Below are 23,925 nucleotides of genomic sequence, written 5' to 3' on the forward strand. Positions count from 1 at the left end.
AAAGGGACGAGTCTTAATGTCGTGGTACCACCCTCGTTCCCGGACCATGTACTGGTTCGGCTCGAACACGCGTTAACGGGCGTGAGGCGCAAACGGATTAGCCCCGTTCGTGCTATGAGGGAGTAAAGACATGAATGATGCCATGAGAAGCTTCCACCGTTCTTCTCTCGCTAGTTTGGTTCATTTCATACTCCATATCCTCAATCGTTGCATCGTCTATTGACGTGTCATTAGTATAACGAATCCGTTGCTTCCTTGACAAGGAAAATTAGTAGCGACGTCGATTTTCACCAAGGAACTCGATTGGTTGCGTCGTCGTCCGGATTCGTTCCATCAGTCGTGCAGCCTTTAACTTATCGCCTTGATCGTTCGTGATTCCGAAATGGAGCTCGAGTTCATCATAAGATAAGTTCGAGCTGAATAATGTTGGCAGACGATGCATCATGCGATACTGCAAAATGATCCCGAACAATTCATCACGTACCCACGGGCTGATCGATTCAGCACCGATATCGTCAATCAACAAGACTGGAATCGTTTGAAATCCTTCGAGGAATGTATCGAATGAGTCAGACCGAATCCGCCGTTTCGCTTCAGCGACAAACCCCGGGGCATGGACAAGAATCGTTGCAATCCGTTCTTTTTTCAAAGCATTCCCGATCGCAGCCAAGAGGTATGTTTTCCCGACGCCAAAGCTACCATGAAGGTATAATCCCTTGACCGTCTCCTTCGAGCGGAGATGATTGAGGAACTGAGACGCCGCACGCAAGGCAAGCTTACGGTCCGTCGTCGATAAGTCAAAATCACTGAAGTTCGCATCGCGGACTTCATCCGGCAGGAACAGGCTCTTAAATTTCTTCTCAAGCGCACGTTCATCCTCTCGGTCTTTTAACGCTTGCGACTTCTCATACGAGACGACGATCTGTCCTTTTTCGACGTGCAGGATCGGCTGGTACCCTTCGATGACTGCTTTACTTTCAATCAGTCGATTTCCGTCCATCTGTTCCGCATATTCATTCAATTTGAGCATGCCCCGCTCGATCATCCGTTGATCGATCTCCGGATGTGTCCGTAAGAACATGACGACACCTGGATGAGACAACACTCGTTGTTGAATCGCTCGAACCGATTCTGCGACGTCCGGTCGACTTAATATTTTTTCGATAGATGATTGGATATGTTCCATGTCTCGACTCCTTTAGTTCCCCTTCAGTTCTCGTAAGATCCGTTCCATTTCTTCATCATCTGGAACATCTGCTTCGAAACTCGCTTTTTTAGAGGCTTCGTACTGCTGCTGTTTCGCTTTCTCTTCTTGCAACCACTTCGGATTCGGACCGCCATTCGTGTTGCTTGTCCGTCCCCGGCGACCACCAACAGTTTGACGCGCACGTTCTTGTTTTTGCTCCTGCTTTTTTGAAATCAACTCATCCTGCTCCTGCGTCTTCGCTAATGCCTCGGATGCCGTCACGTATCCCTTCTGTTTCCAATCATCAACGATCGATAAGAGGAAGTTCTTGCTGAAGCGATTATCTTTTTTGATGACGAGCGCATAGTAGTACGCAGCATTGACGATCCCAGACGACATCTCATAATCGATGATCAATTGTTGGATCAATTCTTCATCCCGTTCAGACAACGCTTTGACCTTTCGCAACTTCGCTACATAATGCTTCGGATGGGTGCTTTCCATCGTCTCCGTCGCTTCGATGTCTCCGACCTCGATCGTGTCTAGTGAGGCGACCTTCGCTTTTTTCTCCCGGCTGAGTTTTTGTTTCGCTGACAACATCATCTGTTTGCAGCGTTCTTGCTTCTCAGCATCGGTCATCGGCAAGTACGCTTCGTGACGGAAACGGGCATTCAACAGTTCCGCCATCAATGCTTCATTCGACTGCGTGACGTAAGCAAGCTTCACGAGCAGATGATCGATTGCCTTTGAGTAAAATGTTCGTGGCAGGAAACGATCGGTCTGTCGCTTCATCTCTTCTAGATCAAAAGAATAGTCGAATTCATATACCGCACGTTCCTGTTTCGCATAAGCTTTCGGCTGATGAGCGGAAGCAAGACCAGCTTTTACGTCGAACACTTGATCAAATCGAACCGTCCGATCAACGATGTTCTTCGGAAGCGGCTCCGTCCGAAAACGATGCTGTAACGACCGGAACCGGATTTCACCGACGCGATAGAACAGCAGACTCGATAACACCCCATCATTCAAGAAGGTGTTCGGCGCGAGCGGAACCCGGATTTGATAAATGTAACGATACGCGGCTTGGCGCGCTTCGAACGTTCGAATCAACCCGATCCCTTCTAGCTTAAATAACTCTTCCTTGAACTCATCGACGGAAAACCCGAGTAGTGTTCCGAGTTCCGCATGGGAAATATACTGGGATTTCGTTTTCCCTGGGATCATCTCACTCCAAAACGTTTGATAGAGCCCAAGCGCTTTAACACCGATAATCGGCTGGTACAAATAATATAAAGATTGATAAGCTTCACGGTCGACGACACCATTGCTCATCACTAAGCAAAGGTCGGTACCGGAAAGTTCACGTTCTATCATCTGACTCGTCCTTTCCTTAGGGAGAAAAAGAGAGGTGCGCTGACCGGACAGACGACCTCTCTTATATCACGTTCAATTCTCACGGTCATTTTCCTGATGTCGCTCCATCAGTTCAGAGAGCTCTTGGAAAAAGACATTGATGTCCTTAAATTGTTTATAAACGCTCGCAAAGCGGACATATGCCACTTCGTCAACGGATGCTAGCTCATTTAATACGAGACGTCCGACCTGCTCACTTGGAATCTCATGCTGAGCTGTCGCTCGTAATGCCTTTTCGACCCGACTGACGACTGTTTCTAGCTGTTCAATCGAAATCGGTCGTTTTTCACAGGCACGCACTAATCCGCGTAGAATTTTCTCGCGATTGAACTCGTCACGCGTTCCGTCTTTCTTTACGATGATTAAAGGGGTCTGCTCGACCATTTCGAATGTCGTAAAACGATAGCCACAAGACTCACATTCACGTCTTCTTCGAATCGAACCGAAATCCTGGACTGGTCTTGAATCCAGTACTTTTGTTCCGTTAAAATTACAGGCTGGACAGCGCATGCCGTACCTCCGTTCACGTGATTTCTTTTGTTCCAATCATCTTTAATCGATACCCTGCATCAAGTGATGTATAGATTCGCTCAATTTGTTTCTCGAGATCAGGTCCGAGAAGACTTTCACGGTGTAAGAAGAAATCGACGGCAGTACGTCCGCCTGCCACCATGATGACTGTCGCAAGTCCATCGACTTCTTTTAAGGTAAAAGCGAGTTCTCCACGTTCCGCGTCAACACGACGAACCGTTCCGCCATCTTGCTTTAAGATATTTTCTAAACCAGCAAATAACATCTCCACAGTTGCTGCGTAGTAGTGTGTGCGTAGGTTTTCGTTTTTATGTGTATCGGATGTCTCTAGCTGTTTTTGCAAACGTTCCTTCAGTCCCATGGTCATCCTCTTTTCTTTGTTTCTTCTACTATTAAGAATAACAGACGTCAGACATATTAAAAAGCCCTCGTCTGAACGACGAGGGCTTGACGAATTCGTGTGTATTGTCAGTTGACGTGCTGGACAGTAGCCGCTGGGACTTGAACAGGTCCCATACCACGTGGAATTTCGACATTTTCACGGATTTTCGCATCAAGCTTTTCAGCAATGTAGTTCGCTGCGATGGCTGGATCGATCCGATCCCCACAAGTAAAGACATCAACCGATGCATACCCGTGCTCTGGGAAACTGTGAATCGTTAAATGCGATTCAGAGATAATGACGACGCCACTGACGCCGTGTGGTGCAAACTTGTGGAATGCTACTTCTCGTACTTCTGCACCTGCTTGAAGTGCTGCGTCAACGAAAAGTCGTTCAACGAATTCCATGTCGTTCAATTTTTCAGGATTACAATCCCAAAGTTCTGCAATAATGTGTCTTCCCATAGTATCCATTTGTGGATCCCCCCTACATTCAATGGTCTTCAAAGTAGTTGATCACTTACTTTGCGCCTGAGTCGTTCGCACCCACGGGGGAAAGTTAGTCCAGAGAGGTCCTAACCCTTTAAGCTGCGATTGCCAGACCGATTGAAGTTCACGATTTGAATTATAGCGAGTATCAAAAAGATACACAAGGATAAATTTCAAAAATTAATATATTTTAAGAAAAAAAACGGGACAGCCCCCGTCATTGCTGGGATCTGCCCGTTATAATTAATTCAATTCAAGTTCTTTTTCAACGGTTCCCATCGCCTCTAAGTGTGCCGAGACGAGGTGTACGAGATCGACGACGCGGCATGAGTAACCCCACTCATTATCGTACCAAGCGAGGACCTTCACCTGACGACCACCCATGACCATCGTCGAGAGCCCGTCGACGACCGTCGAACGTTCTTCTCCGTTAAAGTCGATTGAGACGAGCGGTTCCATCGTCATTCCGAGAATGCCCTCAAGCGCACCGTCCGCTGCTTTCGTGAAGGCTTCGTTCACTTCAGCGACCGTCGTATCCCGACTGACTTCGACGACGAGATCGACGAGTGATACGTTCGGTGTCGGAACACGAAGCGCGAGTCCATTTAATTTCCCTTCCAAATGTGGCAAGACGAGCGCGATCGCCTTTGCCGCGCCTGTCGACGTCGGAATGATCGATGAGCCGCATGCCCGGGCGCGCCGTAAATCCTTATGCGGGTTATCAATGTTATTTTGATCGTTCGTAAACGCATGAACCGTCGTGACGAGACCGGATTCGATTCCGAATGCACGGTCGATGACTTGTACGACAGGTGCGAGACAGTTCGTCGTACACGATGCGTTCGAAACGATATCATCCGTTTCATGATCATACATGTCATCATTGACACCCATGACGATCGTCCGAACATCCCCTTTAGCAGGTGCCGTGATGACGACCTTTTTTGCTCCTGCCACTAAATGCTTCGCAGCGCCCGTATCCGAATTGAACTTCCCTGTTGCTTCGACGACGATATCGATGCCGAGTTCCCCCCACGGCAATAATTCAGGATTGCGTTCACTGACAATTTGAATCTCTCTTCCGTCAACCATCAACGCCCCATCGATGATGTCGACCGGGTAATTGAATTTTCCGTGTACCGTATCATACTTGATTAAATGCGCGAGTGTTTCGACTGGATAACTCGCATTGATTGCTACGACTTCGCTTTTCCCCTCAGCGATCAGACGTCGAAAGACCATTCGACCAATTCGACCAAAACCATTGACTGCCACCTTGACTCCCATGTGCGGATCCCCCTTCAATGTGACGGATGTAGCTCCGTTTACAGATAGAACTATATCACGAAATGTAAGCGATTTCATTATGTTCTCTAAAAAAAGTGAGAGAAGATGGAAACTTCTCTCACTTCATGTTTTTCATAACTTGTCATCATTTGCATCAATCACCATACCGACTTAACCACTCATCGATTTGTTGGTATAACGAATCAATACTACCGTCATTGAAGAATACATCATCTGCAAGCTCTTTTTTCTGTTCGATGCCGAGTTGCGCATGGATACGTGCATACGCTTCTGCTTCTGATAAATCATTACGTTGCATCAATCGTCTTAACTGCATATCTTCTGGGCAATAGACGACAACGACGCGTTCGAACAGGTTTCGCCAATCCCCTTCTAGCAGTAACGGAATATCAAATACGACGAGAGAATGTCCTGAACGTTCATAGGCATCTGCTGCTTCGAGCATCTGTTGTCGAATACTCGGGTGCATCAACTGATTCAATTGTTGTCGTTTTTCACTATCTTGAAAAATGATTTGTCCGAGCTTTGGACGGACAAGACGTCCTTTTTCAAACGCCTCCGGGAATGCCAGTTGGACTGCATCATATGCTCGCCCTCCCGGCTCAACGACTTCTCGCGCAATGAGATCCGCATCGATGACCGCTATTCCTTTTTGTTTTAAATAGCTAGAAACCGTACTTTTACCGGTTGCGATACTCCCTGTCAGACCGACTCTCATAAGGCAACCTGTTGGCACGTCGGACAGAAATGTGTTCCCCGTCCACCGACTTTGATTTTTTCGATGGCTGTACCACAACGAGGGCACGGTTCCCCTTTTTGACCGTATACCGCAAGTTGAAGCTGGAATTCACCTTTTCCTGACGGCGAGACATAACTCCGGATCGTACTTCCTCCTGCTTCCACCGCTTGTCGTAAAACGTTGACACCGGCTTGATGAATGCGTGAGATATCATCGAGTGTCAAGGCGCCGGCTTTCGTCAACGGGTGGACGCGTGCAGCATGAAGGGTCTCATCGACATAGATGTTACCGAGACCAAGGAAGATGGACTGGTCGAGCAGTGCCGTTTTGATTGGACTTCTCTTTTTACGAATTAAATTCTCCGCTAACACTTCTGCTGTAAATTCCGGATCAAACGGTTCACGCTCCAGTTGTGCCAGTGGAGCAGTCTGCATCGCTGTTTCCTTATTACGTAATTCCATCGTTCCGAACTTCCGAACATCATTATAGTGAAGTTCCGAACCATCCGTGAAGCGGAAAACGACATGCGTATGTTTATCCCGTTCAACCGGTTGTGGATACGGGAAGTACTTTCCTTCCATCCGCAAATGGCTGACGAGATAAAAACGATCAAAATCAAAGAGCAGGAACTTTCCGCGACGTTCGACGCGTTCGATCCTTTCTTGATGTAAGGCATCTGCAAATGGCGCCACTTCCATCCCCCGAATCATTTTCGGATGGTAGACTTTGACGGAAGAGACTGTCTTTCCAGAGACCGAACGTTCTAAACTGCGGCGAACGGTCTCGACTTCAGGTAATTCAGGCACATCTATTCCTCCTTGCTTACTTCGTTTCGTACCACGTATGCCCTGCGCCCCCCTCGACGCGTAGCGGTACGGATAGTTCGACGGTCTGCTCCATCGCTTGTTTGACAAGTGCTTGTAAAGCGTCGAGTTCTTCGTCTGGTGCTTCAAAAATCAATTCATCATGTACTTGTAATAACAAGCGTGCCTTCAGATTAGATGCTTTCAAAGCAGCATGAACATCAAGCATTGCTTTTTTAATGATATCTGCAGCCGAACCTTGAATCGGTGTATTGATCGCAGTACGTTCAGCAAAACCGCGTAAGTTAAAGTTTTTCGAATTGATATCCGGAATATTGCGGCGACGGTTCATCAACGTTTCGACGAATCCATTTGCTCGTGCCGTCTCGATCGCTGTATCCATGAACTGTTTGATTTGCGGGAACAACTCGAAATAACGATCGATGAATGATTGCGCTTCTTTGCGTGTGATGTTCAAGTTTTGAGACAATCCATAATCGCTGATTCCGTAAATGATTCCAAAGTTGACGGCTTTCGCCTGACGTCGCATGTTTCCTGTGACATCTTCCGGTTCGACACCGAAGACACTACTTGCCGTTTGAGTATGAATATCCTCATCATGGAGGAACGCATCGACAAGCGTCTGATCCTGCGACATATCGGCCATGACACGTAATTCAATTTGTGAATAATCAGCAGCGTACAATGACCAGCCTGCCTCACTCGGAACGAAGGCTTTTCGAATCTTCCGTCCTTCTTCGATCCGAATCGGGATATTCTGAAGGTTCGGATTGACCGAACTTAAACGACCTGTCTGGGCAATCGTCTGAGCAAAACGGGTATGAATCTTTCCGTCTTCCTTAATGACTTTTTGTAAGCCTTCAACATACGTCGACTGTAATTTTTGGAGCTCCCGGTATAACATGATGTGATCGATGACCGGATGCAGCGGACGCAGTTTTTCAAGGACGTCTGCGGCAGTCGAGTAGCCGGTCTTTGTTTTCTTGAAGGCGGGCAATTCGAGTTTTTCAAACAGAATCACACCAAGTTGTTTCGGTGAATTAATATTGAATGACTCACCTGCCGCTTCAAAGACCAACGTCTCAAGTTCCGTTAAACGTCCGGCAAGATCTGCTTGCATCGACTGGAGCGTCGCGACGTCGACACGAATCCCGGTCCACTCCATCTCAGCGAGGACACCTGACAATGGACGCTCTAGTGTTTCATACAGCTCATATTGCTGATTCGCCTTCAACTCTTCCCGGACTTTCGGGAACAATAACTCGATCATCCGTGCCTTTTCTGCAAGATAAGGATGTAATACGTCATCCGCTGGGGCTAGACGTTTGGCTCCCTTACCGAGGACTGCTTCTTCGTTCGGTGCCATCAATGCATAATGACCAGCAATTGAAGCGAGCGTCGTGCCGCCACTTAAGTTCAATAAGTAACCCGCTAATAACAGATCCTCATAACCGTTTAAGGTTAAGCCGTGCTTACGCAACGCGAATGCGACTTGTTTGGCATCGAGACAAATCTTCCGATGTTCCGACTCGATCCATTGGCGGAATGCCGGATCCTCGACGAGCGTTGGGGCAGCAACATAGATCGTGTCAGGCGTTGCGATCGCAAACCCGATGATGTCCTCTTCCATGTAATCCTCTCGCAACTGTTCAGCAAGCAACACCGCATCGGTGACGTCTTCAGGAAGTGAAGTGATCGTCACGACGTTCAACTGCTCTTTATCCTCTTCTTTGACGACAGGGGCGAATCGATTCGTCAACGACTTGAAACCGAGCGACTGGAACAACGAATATGGCACTTGGGTATCAACATCGCGAATTTGCAAATCATCTAGCGTCGTCTCGAGCGGGACATCGACTTTAATTGTCGCAAGTTCTTTCGACAGTCGTGCTAACTCTTCGTTCGCGATGACTTTTTCCTTCTGCTTCCCTTTTAAGTCTTCAACATGTTCATACAGTCCTTCGACAGAACCATATGCCGAAATCAATTTAACTGCCGTCTTTTCACCAATCCCAGGAATCCCTGGAATATTATCCGATTTATCACCCATCAACCCCTTCAAATCAATCATTTGAATCGGTTTGAGACCACCATACGTCTCAGCAAACAGTTCCTCTGTCATGCACTGGACGTCCGTAATACCACGCTTCGTGATCAAGACTTCGACCTTATCTGTGACAAGTTGAAGTAAATCTTTGTCTCCTGTGACGATCCGTGTCCGATCCGTTGGCATCGTTCGTGCAAGCGTGCCAATCAAATCATCTGCCTCATAGCGATGGAGTTCCATCATTTGAATACCGAGTGCTTCACAGATGTCTCGGACGATCGGGAATTGTTCTCGTAGTTCAGACGGTGTTTTTTCCCGACTTCCTTTATACTCCTGATAGACATCGTGACGGAATGTTTCACTCGAAGCATCAAAGGCAACGAGCATATGTGTCGGTTGCTCTTCTTCAAGCAACTTCAATAACATCATCGTAAAGCCATAGGCTGCGTTCGTATTTCGTCCTTGCGCGTCCGTCATTGGTGGTAAAGCGAAAAACGCCCGATAAGTCAATGAGTTCCCATCAATCAATAACAATTTATTTTCCATCATCTACGCCCCTTTAATCGATTTTCTGTCCCTATTGTATCACTCTGCACACATTTGTTCGCTAAAAATGACCAAAAAAAGACGATTGACTCAAGGAGAGTCAACCGCCAAGGGCATGACGACATGGGAGCTGATCCAGTCGCCATACAGATGATGAAGAAGGTACTTTCATCATAAGATACATCTATTAAGGAATTGTGAATCCACTGTGAAATTCAGCCATGTTTTGGTAAACGAATCGTAAACGTCGTTCCTTGTTGCTCCGCCGATTCGACATCAATTTCCCCATGGTGAAGATCAACGATGTGTTTAACAATGGCCAGCCCGAGACCCGTTCCACCTGAATTACGGCTTCGCGCCTTATCGACACGATAGAACCGTTCGAAGATACGCTGCGTTTCCTTCGGATGAATACCAATCCCATCATCTTTGATGATGAGTTGGACAGACTCTTCTCCGTCCTCGAGTTGAATCCAGACGTTACCACCGTTCGGGGTGTAGTTCAACGCATTCGCAACTAAGTTGACTACGACTTGTTTCAACCGATTCAAATCTGCCCGGATGAAGACTTCCTCTTCCGTTTCGATATGAATCATCATCTCTTTTTCCGCTGCTCGTCGATGCAACAGCTCAGCGGTTTCGCGAACGAGACTCGTCACATCAACGATTGCTGTTTCAAGCTGATAGTTGTCTTGTTCCAGTCGCGATAGTTCGAGCAAGTCTTCGACCAATGTCTGCATTCGTTCTGATTCATCATGAATGATCCGCAAAAATTGTTCCCGGATTTCCGGAACATCTTGCGCACCATCGAGTAACGTTTCTGCAAACCCCTTGATGGACGTCAGTGGTGTTTTTAATTCGTGGCTGACATTCGCAACGAAGTCTTTGCGCATCTGTTCCAGCTTTTTAATTTCCGTAATATCGTTGAAGACAACGGTCGTTCCTTGCACGCGACCGTTCTTATCAAAAATCGGTGCGGCACTGACCATAAACGTCCGACTGTTGATGCCGAAACGGACACTCGATTGTTTGCGATTCGGTTTTTCTGTCAGGTAGACATCTTCAATCACCTGACTCATCTTTTCGTTCGGAAGTACGCGGTAATATAATTTTCCACTAGATGGTTCGTGAATATGGAACATCTCCCGATAGGTACGGTTAACAAGTAGTACATAACCCTTTTCATCAATCAGCATGAGACCGGCTCCCATGTATTCGATCAAGGATTCGAGTCGTGCCCGTTGCATCGCTTCACCGGATGATGCATTCTCTAGATTTCGTGCGAGGAGATTGATCGAGCGTCCTAAATCACGTGATTCATCTGGTGCCGCTAACTCGTAGACGCGTGACTTGTAATTCCCATGTGACAGTTCGTGCAACACATCGGTCGCCTCCGCGATTGGTCGTAGGAACCGTTTCGTTGAACGATAGATTGTCAAAAAGATGATTACGAGCGAAGCAAGGAGTGAGAAGAAAATGACCGTCCAAATCCGTGAATAGATAATATTCAAATCTTTAGCATAACGAATGAAACTGACGTACACTTCTCCACCATCTGCTGTTGGAACAGGCTTCGTGAACTGGACGACACTGTCATCCGTCTTCGATTCAAACGTACCATCTTTGGGAATCGCTGAGAAATTGAGCGTTGCTACTTTTAGTTTCGTGACATCAACAGGGGTACCTGCGATGATTTCCCCACGTCCGTTAAATAAGATCATGTCAAAGTTGGATTCGGCATACAATTGATTCACGTACTGTGCCATATCAGAAACTTCGCGCCCTTGTAGAATCGTCTCGACAAGCGAGGTTTCATCCATCAGTTTTTCTTTTTCATTTTGAACATAGAATTCCTTAAATGATTGTCCAAGTAGAAAACCGAGTGCAACAAGCACCAAACTAATGAAAGAAATCATTTTAAAGATGAACCGTTTCCGATACTTACTCATTCTGGTTTCGGCTCCTCCATCTTATACCCGAGACCGCGAATCGTTTTGATATAAATCGGTTTTTTCGTATTCGGTTCGATTTTTTCACGGACATGACTGATATGCACATCCACGATACGCGTATCACCGACGAAATCATAATTCCAAATCGCGGATAACAGTTGATCTCGTGTCAAGACACGTCCTTTATTTTTAGCGAGATATACGAGCAATTCGAATTCCTTAGGAGTAAGTTCAAGACGTTCTTCTGCTTTGAAAGCTTCGTAGTTATCCGGAACGATTTTGACGTCACCAATCAGAATCGTTCCGTCCGTGACCTCATCCGGGGATGCTGTCTGATGACTCATCCGTCGTAAAATCGCTTTTACACGGGCAACGACTTCGCGTGGGCTAAACGGTTTTGTCAGGTAATCGTCCGCACCGAGTTCTAGACCGAGCACCTTATCAAACTCATCATCCTTTGCCGTCAGCATCAAGATCGGTGTATTGATTTTCTGTTGACGTAGTCGTTTACATACTTCCAGACCATCGAGTTCCGGCAACATAAGATCCAGTACGATCAGTGCGGCATCTTGTTTTTCCGCTAATTTCAAACCTGACATTCCATCATGTGCCGTTTCAACGACAAAACCAGCCTGCTCTAAATTAAACTTCAATAGTGTTGCAATCGACAATTCATCATCTACCACGATAATTTTATCCTTCAAACCTTGCATCCCCCTCAAGTTTCGTTCTTTCGAATGAGGAATTCCGTGGAATCCGCTTCGTCTGTCTTCATCTTACCGACTTTTACTGGAAAATCACAAATCTTTCTGCTGTTTCTTTACATAATCTTTAAAGGAGACGATGAATCCCTCTTGATCATTCGTGTAAAAGCGATAAAAACGGGGAATCAATACATATCGTCAATCGTAGGAGGTAAAATGTATGGAATGGAATCATCCCCTTTTTGCAGCCATCACGGCATGGTTCATCGCTCAAGCAGCGAAGCTTGTTACGAGTTTGGTACGGACCCGAAAGTTCGACCTGGAGATCATGTTTGCTTCCGGTGGTATGCCTAGTTCACATAGCTCGACTGTCGTCGCGTTAGCCGTGGTCATCGGTTTTCAGGAAGGCTTCTCATCTTCGCTCTTCGCACTAGCTGCCATATTTGCCACAATCATCATGTATGACGCGACGGGTGTCAGACAAGCTGTTGGTGTTCAGGCAAAATTACTCAATGATTATTTTAAAGGAATTCGTCATGAGACCCCTCTTCTGAACGAACTCGTCGGTCACACTGAGTTTCAAGTATTCGTTGGTCTCTTACTCGGTTTAGCTGTCGGTCTTCTATGGCCCGTCTTCTTCTTTTAATCCTATGATGTACAACAGCCCATCCAAAAATCGGATGGGCTGTTTGAGTATGATATAGTTTATGGTTTCAAGACGACCTTGATGCATCCATTTGTCCGATCATTAAATGTCTGATAGGCAGAAGCAGCATCATCAAGTGCCACTCGGTGTGTCACGATATCCGTCGGATCAAATTCCTTATTGATGATTTTCTGGAACAGTTCCGGCATCAAATGGACGACGGGTGCTTGTCCCATTTTCAGTGTGATATTCCGAGTGAAAAAGTCGCCGAGTGGGAATTGATTATATTTTTCAGCATAGACGCCCGTCAACTGTACGGTACCAAATTTCCGGACAGCGTCCTTCGCAATATTAATGGCACTCAACGTTCCACCTTGCAGACCAATCTTTTGTTCAATTTTTTCTACGGCGGACATCTTTCCGTCAAAACCGACGCAATCAATGACGACGTCTGCCCCACCTTGCGTCAATTCTTTGATGTAGGCACCACTTTCTGCATGATCTGAAAAATTCACGGTCTCGACTTTATTCGTCATTTTAGCATGATTTAATCGGTACACTTGATCATCCACCGCAATGACCCGTTTCGCACCTTGCATCCATGCGAATTTTTGTGTCATCAGTCCGACAGGTCCCGATCCGAGTACGACGACCGTGTCCCCTTTTTTCACACCAGCATGCAGGACACTCCAATATGCTGTAGGTAAAACGTCAGATAAGAACAACAACGCTTCATCTTCTAGTTCACACGATTCAGGAATCACAAGTGGCATGAAATTTCCAAATGGTACTTTTAAATATTCCGCCTGACCACCGGGATGTCCACCAAACTCTTCTGTAAAACCGAAATATCCACCTGTATCGACATGCGGATTTCCGTTTGAGTTATCACATTGACTTTCCATATCATGTTCGCAAAAGAAACAGTGACCGCAAGCAACGTTAAACGGTAATACGACGCGGTCTCCCCGTTTGACCTTCGTCACTCCTGGTCCAACTTCTTCAACGATGCCCATCGGTTCATGACCAATGACATAGTCTTTGTGAGCCGGCATATTCCCTTGATAAATGTGTAGATCCGAACCACAAATTGCAGTCGAGGTGATCTTTACGATGATGTCATCGTTTTTATCAATCGATGGATCCTGTACTTGTTTGACTTGAACATCTTTTGCTCCTTGGTACGTTACGGCGCGCATGTGGCATCCCCCTTAGTGGAATAGAATGACGTACCTTTGTCCTTACCCTAATACAATCTTTTTTTATACATGTTTATTGAAATTGGAACTTTTATCCTATGTGTATCGTATGTTGTGAAAAACACACTTTACACAATTAACCTATGAATGAAAGGAGGCACTCGCGTGGCACGATGCACCGTTTGTCGTCAATCCTGGTCTGCTCGAACAATCTATCGTTTAATCTGGTCTGCTCACGGACTCCCCTGTCCACATTGTCAAAACCGACAACACCTACATATGGAACATCAAGGTCACTTCCTTCGAATCGGATATTTGATTCCTTGGCTGACGTTTCTTCTTATACTGGTCTGCCCTTGGTATGCTAAGTTATCGCACTATGCTTCTCCTCATCGGTTATGACGAGACAAAAAAGACGAACTTGTCACTTTCGACAAGTTCGTCTTTTTTTAGAATCAAGATTTTAATAGGTCGAGTACCGAACGGACAGTAGACGCAGAGCGGTTCAATGCTTCTTGTTCATCGGCAGTCAGCTCGAGTTCGTAGACGTGCTCGACACCGTTCCCACCAAGAATGACCGGTACACCAAAGTACATATCGTTGTATCCGTATTCGCCTTCGAGATAAGCGATTGCCGGAAGAATCCGTCGCTGATCCTTCAAAATCGCTTCGACCATCTCAGCAATTGCCGCTGCTGGCGCATAATAAGCAGAACCGTTTCCAAGTAACTGAACGATTTCACCGCCCCCTTTACGGGTCCGGTCAACGATCGCATCGAGTCGTTCTTTCGATATGAGCTTCTCAATCGGAATTCCTCCTGCCTGAGAATAGCGCAGTAGCGGTACCATATCATCTCCGTGTCCACCGAGCACGAACCCTGATACGTCCTTCACAGAAACATTGAGTTCTTCTGCTAGAAATGTCCGGAAACGCGCCGTGTCGAGGACTCCGGACTGACCGATGACACGTTCCTTCGGAAAACCAGATGCTTGATAGACCGTATACGTCATCGCATCGACCGGGTTCGTCAAAACGATGATGATCGATTCTGGTGCATGCGCGACGATTTCCTTCGTCACAGCTGTCATGACGGCAGCATTCGTACTGACAAGGTCTTCGCGGCTCATGCCCGGCTTTCGAGCAATGCCGGCAGTGATGACGACGATATCTGCGTCCTTGATATCTGCATAATCCGATGTCCCTTTTACCGAAACATCAAATCCGAGGATTGGCGCTGCTTCTTGCATATCAAGCGCCTTTCCTTTCGTCGGATTTTCTTGCTCTGGTCGGTCGACGAGGACGATATCACCTAACTCTTGCTGGGCAAGGTAAAGTGCCGTCGTCGCGCCCGTAAAGCCACTTCCTATGACTGCGATCTTCTTCCGTCTGTTCATCGACTCATTCCTCCTGATCGGATTACATGTTTTTGATGAGTTCGTCCGCGAATTCAGAACACTTCACTTCAGTCGCACCATCCATGAGACGTGCGAAGTCGTATGTGACGACTTTTGCTTCGATCGATGTTTCCATCGATTTGATGATGAGATCTGCTGCTTCGTTCCAACCGAGGTGACGGAACATCATTTCGCCTGACAAGATGACAGATGATGGGTTTACTTTATCAAGTCCAGCGTATTTTGGTGCTGTACCGTGAGTTGCTTCAAAAATCGCGTGACCAGTCATGTAGTTGATGTTTGCTCCAGGTGCGATTCCGATACCACCCACTTGTGCAGCAAGTGCATCCGAGATGTAGTCACCGTTCAAGTTCATTGTCGCAACGACATCGAACTCTTTTGGACGAGTCAAGATTTGTTGTAAGAAGATATCAGCGATTGAGTCTTTTACGATTAACTTACCAGCAGCTTCAGCGTCTGCTTGTGCTTTGTTCGCAGCCTCAGTTCCCTCTTCTTCTTTGATACGATCGTACTGGTTCCAAGTGAAGACGTGCTCTGCGTATTCACGCTCAGCAAGCTCATAACCCCAGTTTTTGAAAGCTCCTTCAGTGAACTTCATGATGTTTCCTTTGTGAACGAGTGTCAACGAAGCGCGCTTGTGCTCAAGTGCGTATTCGATTGCTGCACGAACGAGGCGTTCTGTACCCTCTTTTGAAATCGGTTTGATTCCAAGACCAGATGTCTCAGGGAAGCGAATTTTGTTGACACCCATTTCGTTTTGAAGGAATTCAAGCAGTTTTGCAACGCCTTCGCTACCTTCTGCATATTCGATTCCTGCGTAGATGTCTTCAGTATTTTCACGGAAGATGACCATATCTGTATCTTCTGGGCGTTTAACCGGTGAAGGAACACCTGTGAAGTAACGAACTGGGCGAAGGCATGTGTACAAATCAAGCTCTTGACGTAATGCAACGTTCAATGAGCGAATACCGCCGCCGACTGGTGTCGTAAGTGGTCCTTTGATTGCGATGATGTGCTCACGGATGAGATCGAGTGTCTCTTCTGGTAACCAGTTGCCTGTTTTGTTGAATGCTTTTTCGCCAGCATAGACTTCTTTCCATTCAATCTTCTTCTCACCGTTATAGGCTTTTTCAACTGCTGCATCAAATACGCGTACCGCAGCATTCCAGATGTCAGGTCCTGTTCCGTCACCAATGATGAATGGAATGATTGGAGCATTTGGAACTTGAAGTGTACCGTTCGTTACTGTGATGTTTTCGCCTTGAAGTGTAGCCATGTCTAAAAATCCCCCTTAAGTAATTGTAATCTACATCAAAAATCAGGAGAGGATTACTCCTCTCCGTCCTTTTAACGTTCTTCGATGGACACATATGTCCGGTGTGTTTCACCCGTGTAGTCTGCACGTGGGCGAATCAGACGGTTATCGCTATACTGCTCTAAAATGTGCGCCAACCAACCTGACATTCGACTTACTGCAAAGATTGGAGTGAAAAGTTCTGTATCAAGTCCAAGTGCATGGTACGTAGAAGCGGAATAGAAATCAACGTTTGGTTTCAATCCTTTTTCCGACTGGACGATCTCGTCAATCTTAACTGACATCTCATACCATTTCGGTTCCCCGATTTGAGCAGTCAGCTGACGACTCATTTCCTGAAGGTGCTTCGCACGTGGATCGCCGTCCTTGTAGACACGGTGACCAAAGCCCATGATTTTTTGCTTGTTCTCAAGTTTATTATGAACATACTCGTCAACCTTTTCAACCGAATCAATTTCAAGCAGCATCTTCATGACAGCTTCATTCGCTCCACCGTGAAGAGGTCCTTTTAATGCACCCATCGCTGCCGTCACACCTGAGTAGACGTCAGAGAGTGTCGCAACACAAACACGTGCCGTGAATGTCGAAGCGTTCAACTCATGGTCTGCATGAAGAACAAGCGCTTGGTTGAACGCTTTTTCAGCCACTTCTGTCGGCTCTTCGCCTGTCAACATGAACAGAAAGTTTGCAGCGTAAGAAAGACCTGTTTTAGGTGCGATTGGTTCCTGCCCTTTTTTGATACGCGCATAAGCCGTAACAAGTGTTGCGATTTGCGCTTGTAATTTGATGGCTTTAGCGTAATTCGCCTCTGTCGACATATCTTCCGATGTTTCATCGTAAAGCGCGAGTTGAGAGAGCGCTGTTCGAATCATTGCCATCGCATTCGCCGACTTTGGTGCTGCCTTCATCGTCTCGAGAACGGCAGTCGCAACTGGTGCTTCGGAAATGAGTGCTTCCGACAGTTGCTTCAATTCCTCTTCTTTTGGTAGACGGTCGTTCCATAATAAGAAGACGACTTCCTCAAATGAGGCGTGCTCCGCCAAATCATCAATTGTATAACCGCCGTACGTCAATTGACCATCGATGATCGAACTGATTTTCGATGTCGTCGCGACGATTCCTTCTAAACCTTTAGTTTGCGTCATGACAATAATCCCCCTTTTTTTCCCCAGAAATTTAAAACGCTTTCATTTCCGTATTAAAAAAAAGACGTCCACTCAAGAGTCGTTCCCCATGCTTGTAGCGCTGTACTCTTGAATAGACCATCTTGTTTCTGTTCTTAGTATAAACAAAAATACCCAAAAAGTGAATGAACTTGCATACTATTATCAAAAAATTAATTCAGTTACTCTGCTGATTCAGCTCATCCTGTGAACGTTTTTGCGATGATATCCCACATTCCGATGACAAGCGCAGCAATCCCAGCACCAATTAGTGGACCAACGGGTACTCCGCGGAAGAGTCCCACTGCGAGAATCGTTCCGGCAAGCAATGCCGTCGTGACAAGTGGGTCTTCTTTCATCAGACCAACACCATGTGCCGCGACGATCGCAACGAAGATTCCTGATAAAAATGAGATGATGCCGATATGTCCCCGAATACTTTGAATAAGTTCCTTAAATCCGATATCCCCTGCTGCGATCGGTACAAGAATCGCAGCCGTGATCAATGTGACACCCCAGGTGATTCCTTTTGCCTGCAAGGATGGAAATAATCGACCATCCAGCCCGATTGCCTTGATGATCAGCAGGAAAGCAGCAGCAATGATTAATGATTTATTTTGTGCGATGACCCCGATGAAGACGAGGGCAATCAAAAAAAGATAAGCTTCCATACGTCCTCCTCATACAAAAAAAGACGGACATGACCTAAGTCACGTCCGTCATGAATGGATTATGCGTTATATAGTTTACCTGTCAATGGATCGATTGAGATCATTTGACCGTCTTTGAAGACTGTCAATGCATTTTCAACACCAACGATGACTGGTTTACCGAGTGATGGTCCAACGATTCCAGCATGGCTTGTCAATCCGCCATCAACTGTGATCATCGCTGCAGCCATCTCGATTGCAGGCATCATGTCACGATCAGTTGAGTTCGTAACGAGGATCATGCCTGGCTTCGCTTTCGCGTTTGCTTCTTCTGCGTTGTTTGCGATGACGACTTCGCCAACGACTCCACGCTCACCGATTCCACGACCGTTTGCGATCTCTTTACCGACGATGTGGATTTTCAACATGTTCGTTGTACCAGCAGTCAAAGCAGGGATACCTGCTGAGATGACGACGAGATCACCGTCTGTAACGAAACCAGCGTCTTTTGCTGTGTCCGCAGCAAGTGTCAACATGTCATCCGTGTTGTCTGAAAGATGATCAACGACGATTGGGTACACGCCCCATACGATGTTCAACTGACGTGCGACACGTGCGCTTGGTGTAACAGCGACAATGTTTGGCTCTGGACGGTATTTCGAGATACGTGCAGCCGTGTAACCCGATTGTGTCGGTGTCAAGATTGCTTTTGCGTCCAAGTTGATTGCAGTGTGCGTAACCGCTTGAGCGATTGCATCCGTCACTGTGTGCTCACTACGTGTCTGACGATCTTTCAACAAGAGCTTGTAGTCGAGCATTTTTTCTGTACGTTTTGCGATCGAGTGCATCATTTGGACAGATTCGATTGGGTAGTCCCCTGCTGCTGTCTCACCTGAAAGCATGATTGCATCCGTACCATCAAGAATCGCGTTCGCGACGTCTGATGCTTCAGCACGTGTTGGACGTGGGAAACGTTGCATCGAGTCAAGCATTTGTGTTGCTGTAATGACTGGTTTACCGAAGTCGTTACAAAGCTTGATTAAGTCTTTTTGAGTTGGTGTGACTTCTTCCGTTGGAATCTCGATACCGAGGTCACCACGCGCTACCATCAAACCGTCCGAAATCGCAAGGATTTCTTCGATGTTATCGACACCTTCTTGGTTCTCGATTTTTGGGAATATTTTGATGTGGCTCGCGTTGTTTTTCTCAAGCAATTGACGAATCGCAACGACGTCTGACGCACGGCGTACGAAAGATGCCGCGATCAAATCGATATCGCTCTTGATACCGAACTCGATATCCGCAATATCTTTTTCTGTCAAAGCAGGAAGGTTAACCTTTACGTTTGGCAAGTTAACGCCTTTTTTCGTCTTGATGACACCTTCGTTTTCGATTGAACAACGAAGCTCACGGTTCGGAAGTTTTTCAGTGACACGAAGACCGATGAGACCGTCATCAAGCATGATCATCGAACCAACTTCGACGTCATCATAGAGTCCTTCATACGTGACTGAGAATTTATCTTTCGTTCCGACGATTTCGTTTGCGTCTCCGCTAACGATGATGACTTCTTGACCACGTTCGAGAAGCGCTTTTCCTTCTTCAAACGAATGTGTCCGGATTTCTGGTCCTTTCGTATCAAGAAGAATCGTAACAATTTTGTTTGCTTCTTTCGCTGCGCGGCGGATATCCGTGATACGTGCGCCGTGTTCTTCATAATCGCCGTGTGAGAAGTTCAAACGAGCGACGTTCATACCTGCTTCAATCATTTCTGGAAGACGTTTTTCTGACGCCGGTCCAATCGTACATACAATTTTAGTTCTACGCATATTCCATAAACCTCCTACGGTGTTTGGCCAAGTTCTCTTGTCCATTCCAATCCTATCGACGTTCGTTAAATCGAAAGCTGTTTTGAAAGCTCGAGAATATCAAGATCCAGCTCATGTTTATTTTCGTCGAGTGCCTCATCGATATCGAGATCGATCATCTTACCACCACGTACACCTACGACACGTCCTTGTTTTCCTTGAAGTAGGATTTCGATGGCATGCGCTCCCATACGACTTGCAAGTACACGGTCCGCTGCCGTTGGTGCTCCACCACGTTGAACGTGACCAAGAACCGTGACGCGTGTATCGAGACCTGTTTCTTTTGCGATCGCGTCTCCCACGTCCTGGGCACGGCCTGCACCTTCAGCGACGATGACGATTGAGTGTTTCTTACCGCGATTGACACCACTTTGAATGCGATCGAGGACTTCTTTTAAATCTTCAGGACGCTCGGGAACAAGAATCGATTCTGCTCCACCAGCAAGTCCTGCATATAATGCGATATCACCCGCATCGCGTCCCATGACTTCAATGACATACGTCCGCTCATGCGACGATGCCGTATCACGGATTTTATCGATCGCTTCAAGCGCCGTGTTGAGCGCTGTATCAAAACCGATCGTATAGTCCGTTCCAGGAATATCGTTATCGATCGTACCTGGAAGTCCAATTGTCGGGAAGCCAAGTCCCGTCAATTTTTGGGCACCACGATACGACCCGTCTCCGCCTACGACGACGAGTGCATCAATTTCAAATTTCTTAAGATTGACAACCGCTTTTGCTCGTCCTTCTTCTGTACGGAACTCAGGGCAACGTGCTGAACGTAGGAACGTTCCACCTCGTTGAATGATGTCACCGACTGACCCAAGGTTCAACTGGACGATGTCCCCGTTGATTAATCCTTGATAACCGTTATAGACACCAAATACTTCTAAGCCATGAAAAATCGCTTTACGCGTGACAGCACGCACCGCGGCATTCATACCTGGTGCATCGCCGCCACTCGTTAAGACAGCAATCCGTTTTAAACTCACGTTAATCACCTCTCCATTAATCTGAATCTAAAATAGCACGTTGTTTTCTTGTTTTACAACAGGGCAGATTGCATAAACTTTCACTTGTTTTTTCATTACCGATTCCGGAAATGAGGAATATCAATCATGATAGCGATTACATGGTGCTTATGTGCCAATTTGGTGATATTTTTCGGTCCGTTGATCGATGAGCTCTTCCTTGGTCAGATGAACCAATGATTCGAGCTTCTGTACCAATACAGTTTTTAATTTATCCGCCTGTAATGACACATCAAGATGTGCTCCTCCGACGACTTCTGGAATGATGGCATCCGCGATCCCGAGTCGTAATAAATCAGGTGCTGTGATCTTCATCGATTCTGCAGCCTTTTCCGCAAGACTCGCATCTTTCCACAATAATGCTGCAGCACCTTCAGGAGAGATAACGGAATACGTCGAGTTCTCAAGCATCAAGAGTTGATCACAAACGCCGATTCCTAAAGCACCACCTGAACCGCCTTCACCAATGACAATCGAGATGATTGGCACAGTCATCCCAGCCATCTCAAATAAGTTTTTCGCGATGGCTTCACTTTGACCGCGTTCTTCTGCCGCACGTCCTGGATATGCTCCTTTCGTGTCAATGAACGTAATGATCGGTCGATTGAATTTTTCCGCTTGTTGCATGAGACGCAGTGCTTTCCGGTACCCTTCTGGATGTGGCATTCCGAAGTTACGACGAATGTTCTCTTTTGTATCTTTTCCGCGTTGATGACCGATGATCGTCACGGGACGACCATTTAGCGTTCCGATTCCACCGACGATTGCTGCATCATCATACCCATGACGATCGCCGTGCAGTTCGATGAAATCTTCACAAATCGATTCAATGTAATCGAGTGTCGTTGGACGTTCTGGATGACGTGCCAACTGAACACGATTCCACGCTTTCATATTCCCGTAAATATCGAGTTCTAACCGATGAAGGCGTTCTTCAAGAAGTTGCAGTTCTTCCTTGAAATCAAGTCCTTGCGTTTCCGCCATGTCATGAAGCTCAAGAATTTTTTCGCGTAACGCGATGACTGGTTGGTCAAATGGTTGCATGGTTCGTTCCCTCCGCATGTAGCTTTAAGATTCGCGTATAGTACGTCTTCAGATCGTGTCGTGATACGACATCGTCCAGTTGACCTGCTTGCAATAAGAATTCTGCTGTTTGGAAATCTTCCGGTAGTTTTTCACGAATCGTCTGTTCGATGATCCGGCGACCCGCAAATCCAATCAACGCACCCGGTTCAGCAATGTTGAAATCACCGAGCATCGCAAAACTTGCTGATACACCACCGGTTGTCGGATGTGTCATACAAGAAATATAGAGTAACCCTGCATCTGAATGCTGTTTTAAAAAGAGACTTGATTTTGCCATCTGCATGAGACTGACCATTCCTTCTTGCATCCGTGCTCCACCTGAAGCAGAGAATATCGTGACAGGTAAACGATGTTTCGTCGCGTAACGAACAGCTTCAGAAATTGCAGCACCAACGGCAGCTCCCATCGAGCCCATCCGGAATCGCGCATCCATGACACAAGCGACGAGTGGGTGACCATTCACATTCCCGACGCCACAGACGATCGCTTCCTTAAGACCCGTTCTGACTTGATCTCCTTTTAATTTTTCCGGATAGTCCTCAAATCCGAGGGGATCCGCTTGAACTGCCGGCAGATCAAAATATGTTACCGAACCTTCATCAAATAATTGCGTAAAACGTTCTTGCGCAGTCAACGGATGATGATATCCACATGAACAGACGCGTAGGTTCGCTTCTAGTTGTTTCGTATATTGGATCAATTTACATTTCGGACATTTTGTCATTAAGCCAACAGGCACATCGACACGTTGCTCCTTTGAAGTCAACGTGACGAACTTTTTAGGTTTTCGAAAAAATGCTTGCACGTTCAGTTCCCCCTTGTCATCTATGGGCGGTTCAAGAATTGTTCCCGTTCCACTTGCGTATAGAGTTCCCCTTGACCGAAGCTTTTATGGAAGGCATTGACTTGTCGCCAGATTCGTTCAAACAGATCGTTATCGACCGTCTGAATCAACGTCTCACGAAACGCTGCATCAGATGCAACAACTGGTTCAAGCACCGAAAGGTCATCCAGCTGCGCGAGCGCTGCTTGCTCAAGCAAGCGGAGCGTTCCTGCCAAGTCTTCAAACTTCGAATCGCCAGTCACTAAGAATTGAGCGATGATTTGAATATAGGTATGATCGTCACGGTTCAACAGAAAGCTTCCGCCTCCGTGCCGTGTCTCGATGATGCCTAAATAAGCGAGCGTCCGTAATGCTTCTCGTACGGACGGTCGGCTGATGGATAGTCGTTCTGCCAGTTCCCGTTCCGATGGGATTCGGTCTCCTGGAACTAATCCATCTTGTTCGATCATCAATTTAATCGCCGCGATATTGGCTTCAAACGCATTTCGTTTCTTCTCCATATCGATACGGCACCACCTTTCTGACCCTTCAGTCGGTTGCTTTAATCGGTGGCATTGGTCAGACCAATTACCCTTTATTATAACA

Annotated in this window: 22 protein-coding genes; 1 reads left to right on the plus strand and 21 read right to left on the minus strand. The window is 46.6% G+C overall.

The genetic code is table 11. The features are described 5' to 3' along the window. Window positions 1–268: 268 nt before the first annotated feature. The 11 genes from dnaI to B3M90_RS07355 form a co-directional block, all read right to left on the minus strand. Window positions 269–1,186, minus strand: a complete 918-nt coding sequence (gene dnaI, locus B3M90_RS07305; RefSeq protein ID WP_035406319.1) for a primosomal protein DnaI — start codon at window positions 1,184–1,186, stop codon at window positions 269–271. 12 nt (window positions 1,187–1,198) lie between these two features. Continuing rightward, window positions 1,199–2,560 (minus strand): replication initiation and membrane attachment family protein, encoded by a 1,362-nt coding sequence (locus B3M90_RS07310; RefSeq protein ID WP_290754639.1) that lies wholly within the window; start codon window positions 2,558–2,560, stop codon window positions 1,199–1,201. A 72-nt stretch (window positions 2,561–2,632) separates the two neighbouring features. Then, window positions 2,633–3,109, minus strand: a complete 477-nt coding sequence (gene nrdR, locus B3M90_RS07315; protein WP_035406313.1) for a transcriptional regulator NrdR — start codon at window positions 3,107–3,109, stop codon at window positions 2,633–2,635. A gap of 13 nt (window positions 3,110–3,122) precedes the next feature. Continuing rightward, the gene (locus B3M90_RS07320; RefSeq protein WP_290783201.1) at window positions 3,123–3,497 is read right to left on the minus strand and encodes a hypothetical protein; all 375 of its coding nucleotides are present in this window, start codon (window positions 3,495–3,497) and stop codon (window positions 3,123–3,125) included. 101 nt (window positions 3,498–3,598) lie between these two features. Beyond that, window positions 3,599–3,985: an adenosylmethionine decarboxylase gene (gene speD, locus B3M90_RS07325; RefSeq protein WP_023469024.1), complete on the minus strand. Its 387-nt coding sequence runs from the start codon at window positions 3,983–3,985 to the stop codon at window positions 3,599–3,601. A 258-nt stretch (window positions 3,986–4,243) separates the two neighbouring features. Then, window positions 4,244–5,287 (minus strand): glyceraldehyde-3-phosphate dehydrogenase, encoded by a 1,044-nt coding sequence (locus tag B3M90_RS07330; protein WP_214852875.1) that lies wholly within the window; start codon window positions 5,285–5,287, stop codon window positions 4,244–4,246. 154 nt (window positions 5,288–5,441) lie between these two features. Beyond that, window positions 5,442–6,026: a dephospho-CoA kinase gene (gene coaE, locus B3M90_RS07335; RefSeq protein ID WP_214852872.1), complete on the minus strand. Its 585-nt coding sequence runs from the start codon at window positions 6,024–6,026 to the stop codon at window positions 5,442–5,444. Next, complete coding sequence (gene mutM, locus B3M90_RS07340) at window positions 6,023–6,853, minus strand: DNA-formamidopyrimidine glycosylase (RefSeq protein WP_290754636.1); 831 nt, start codon at window positions 6,851–6,853, stop codon at window positions 6,023–6,025. The genes coaE and mutM overlap by 4 nt, the downstream gene beginning before the upstream one ends. A gap of 16 nt (window positions 6,854–6,869) precedes the next feature. After that, on the minus strand, window positions 6,870–9,467 hold the full coding sequence (gene polA, locus B3M90_RS07345; protein WP_290783203.1) for a DNA polymerase I: 2,598 nt from the start codon (window positions 9,465–9,467) through the stop codon (window positions 6,870–6,872). 212 nt (window positions 9,468–9,679) lie between these two features. Next, window positions 9,680–11,413 (minus strand): two-component system histidine kinase PnpS, encoded by a 1,734-nt coding sequence (gene pnpS, locus B3M90_RS07350; RefSeq protein WP_035406301.1) that lies wholly within the window; start codon window positions 11,411–11,413, stop codon window positions 9,680–9,682. Further along, the gene (locus B3M90_RS07355) at window positions 11,410–12,129 is read right to left on the minus strand and encodes a response regulator (protein ID WP_369792024.1); all 720 of its coding nucleotides are present in this window, start codon (window positions 12,127–12,129) and stop codon (window positions 11,410–11,412) included. Before B3M90_RS07355 ends, pnpS begins: the two co-directional genes overlap by 4 nt. Window positions 12,130–12,340: 211 nt before the next feature. Here B3M90_RS07355 and B3M90_RS07360 point away from each other — a divergent pair, with 211 nt between their 5' ends. Beyond that, on the plus strand, window positions 12,341–12,766 hold the full coding sequence (locus B3M90_RS07360) for a divergent PAP2 family protein (RefSeq protein ID WP_223040684.1): 426 nt from the start codon (window positions 12,341–12,343) through the stop codon (window positions 12,764–12,766). A gap of 59 nt (window positions 12,767–12,825) precedes the next feature. Here the strand turns inward: B3M90_RS07360 and B3M90_RS07365 are convergent, their stop codons facing one another. The 10 genes from B3M90_RS07365 to B3M90_RS07410 form a co-directional block, all read right to left on the minus strand. Then, a complete protein-coding gene (locus B3M90_RS07365; protein ID WP_290783205.1) occupies window positions 12,826–13,965 on the minus strand; it encodes a zinc-dependent alcohol dehydrogenase in 1,140 nt (379 codons plus the stop codon). Window positions 13,966–14,420: 455 nt separating this feature from the next. Beyond that, window positions 14,421–15,359: a malate dehydrogenase gene (mdh, locus tag B3M90_RS07370; protein ID WP_214852856.1), complete on the minus strand. Its 939-nt coding sequence runs from the start codon at window positions 15,357–15,359 to the stop codon at window positions 14,421–14,423. Window positions 15,360–15,381: 22 nt separating this feature from the next. Continuing rightward, window positions 15,382–16,656: an NADP-dependent isocitrate dehydrogenase gene (gene icd, locus B3M90_RS07375; protein WP_035406288.1), complete on the minus strand. Its 1,275-nt coding sequence runs from the start codon at window positions 16,654–16,656 to the stop codon at window positions 15,382–15,384. Between the two features lie 71 nt (window positions 16,657–16,727). Next, window positions 16,728–17,840 carry a citrate synthase gene (gene citZ, locus B3M90_RS07380; protein WP_035406285.1) on the minus strand — a complete coding sequence of 371 codons (1,113 nt, stop codon included), beginning with the start codon at window positions 17,838–17,840 and terminating at the stop codon, window positions 16,728–16,730. Window positions 17,841–18,058: 218 nt separating this feature from the next. Next, complete coding sequence (locus B3M90_RS07385) at window positions 18,059–18,529, minus strand: DUF441 domain-containing protein (protein WP_290783207.1); 471 nt, start codon at window positions 18,527–18,529, stop codon at window positions 18,059–18,061. A gap of 59 nt (window positions 18,530–18,588) precedes the next feature. Continuing rightward, complete coding sequence (gene pyk, locus B3M90_RS07390; RefSeq protein WP_290783209.1) at window positions 18,589–20,337, minus strand: pyruvate kinase; 1,749 nt, start codon at window positions 20,335–20,337, stop codon at window positions 18,589–18,591. Between the two features lie 65 nt (window positions 20,338–20,402). Continuing rightward, window positions 20,403–21,371 carry a 6-phosphofructokinase gene (pfkA, locus tag B3M90_RS07395; RefSeq protein ID WP_029342336.1) on the minus strand — a complete coding sequence of 323 codons (969 nt, stop codon included), beginning with the start codon at window positions 21,369–21,371 and terminating at the stop codon, window positions 20,403–20,405. Window positions 21,372–21,518: 147 nt separating this feature from the next. After that, window positions 21,519–22,454, minus strand: coding sequence for an acetyl-CoA carboxylase carboxyl transferase subunit alpha (gene accA / locus B3M90_RS07400; protein WP_023469039.1), 936 nt, complete (start codon window positions 22,452–22,454; stop codon window positions 21,519–21,521). After that, window positions 22,441–23,301 (minus strand): acetyl-CoA carboxylase, carboxyltransferase subunit beta, encoded by an 861-nt coding sequence (accD, locus tag B3M90_RS07405; RefSeq protein ID WP_056062672.1) that lies wholly within the window; start codon window positions 23,299–23,301, stop codon window positions 22,441–22,443. The genes accA and accD overlap by 14 nt, the downstream gene beginning before the upstream one ends. A 20-nt stretch (window positions 23,302–23,321) precedes the next feature. Further along, window positions 23,322–23,840 (minus strand): FadR/GntR family transcriptional regulator, encoded by a 519-nt coding sequence (locus tag B3M90_RS07410; protein ID WP_290783211.1) that lies wholly within the window; start codon window positions 23,838–23,840, stop codon window positions 23,322–23,324. Window positions 23,841–23,925: the final 85 nt, after the last annotated feature.

Source organism: Exiguobacterium sp. UBA6309 (assembly GCF_002439205.1).
In the GTDB taxonomy this organism is placed as follows: Bacteria; Bacillota; Bacilli; order Exiguobacteriales; family Exiguobacteriaceae; genus Exiguobacterium_A.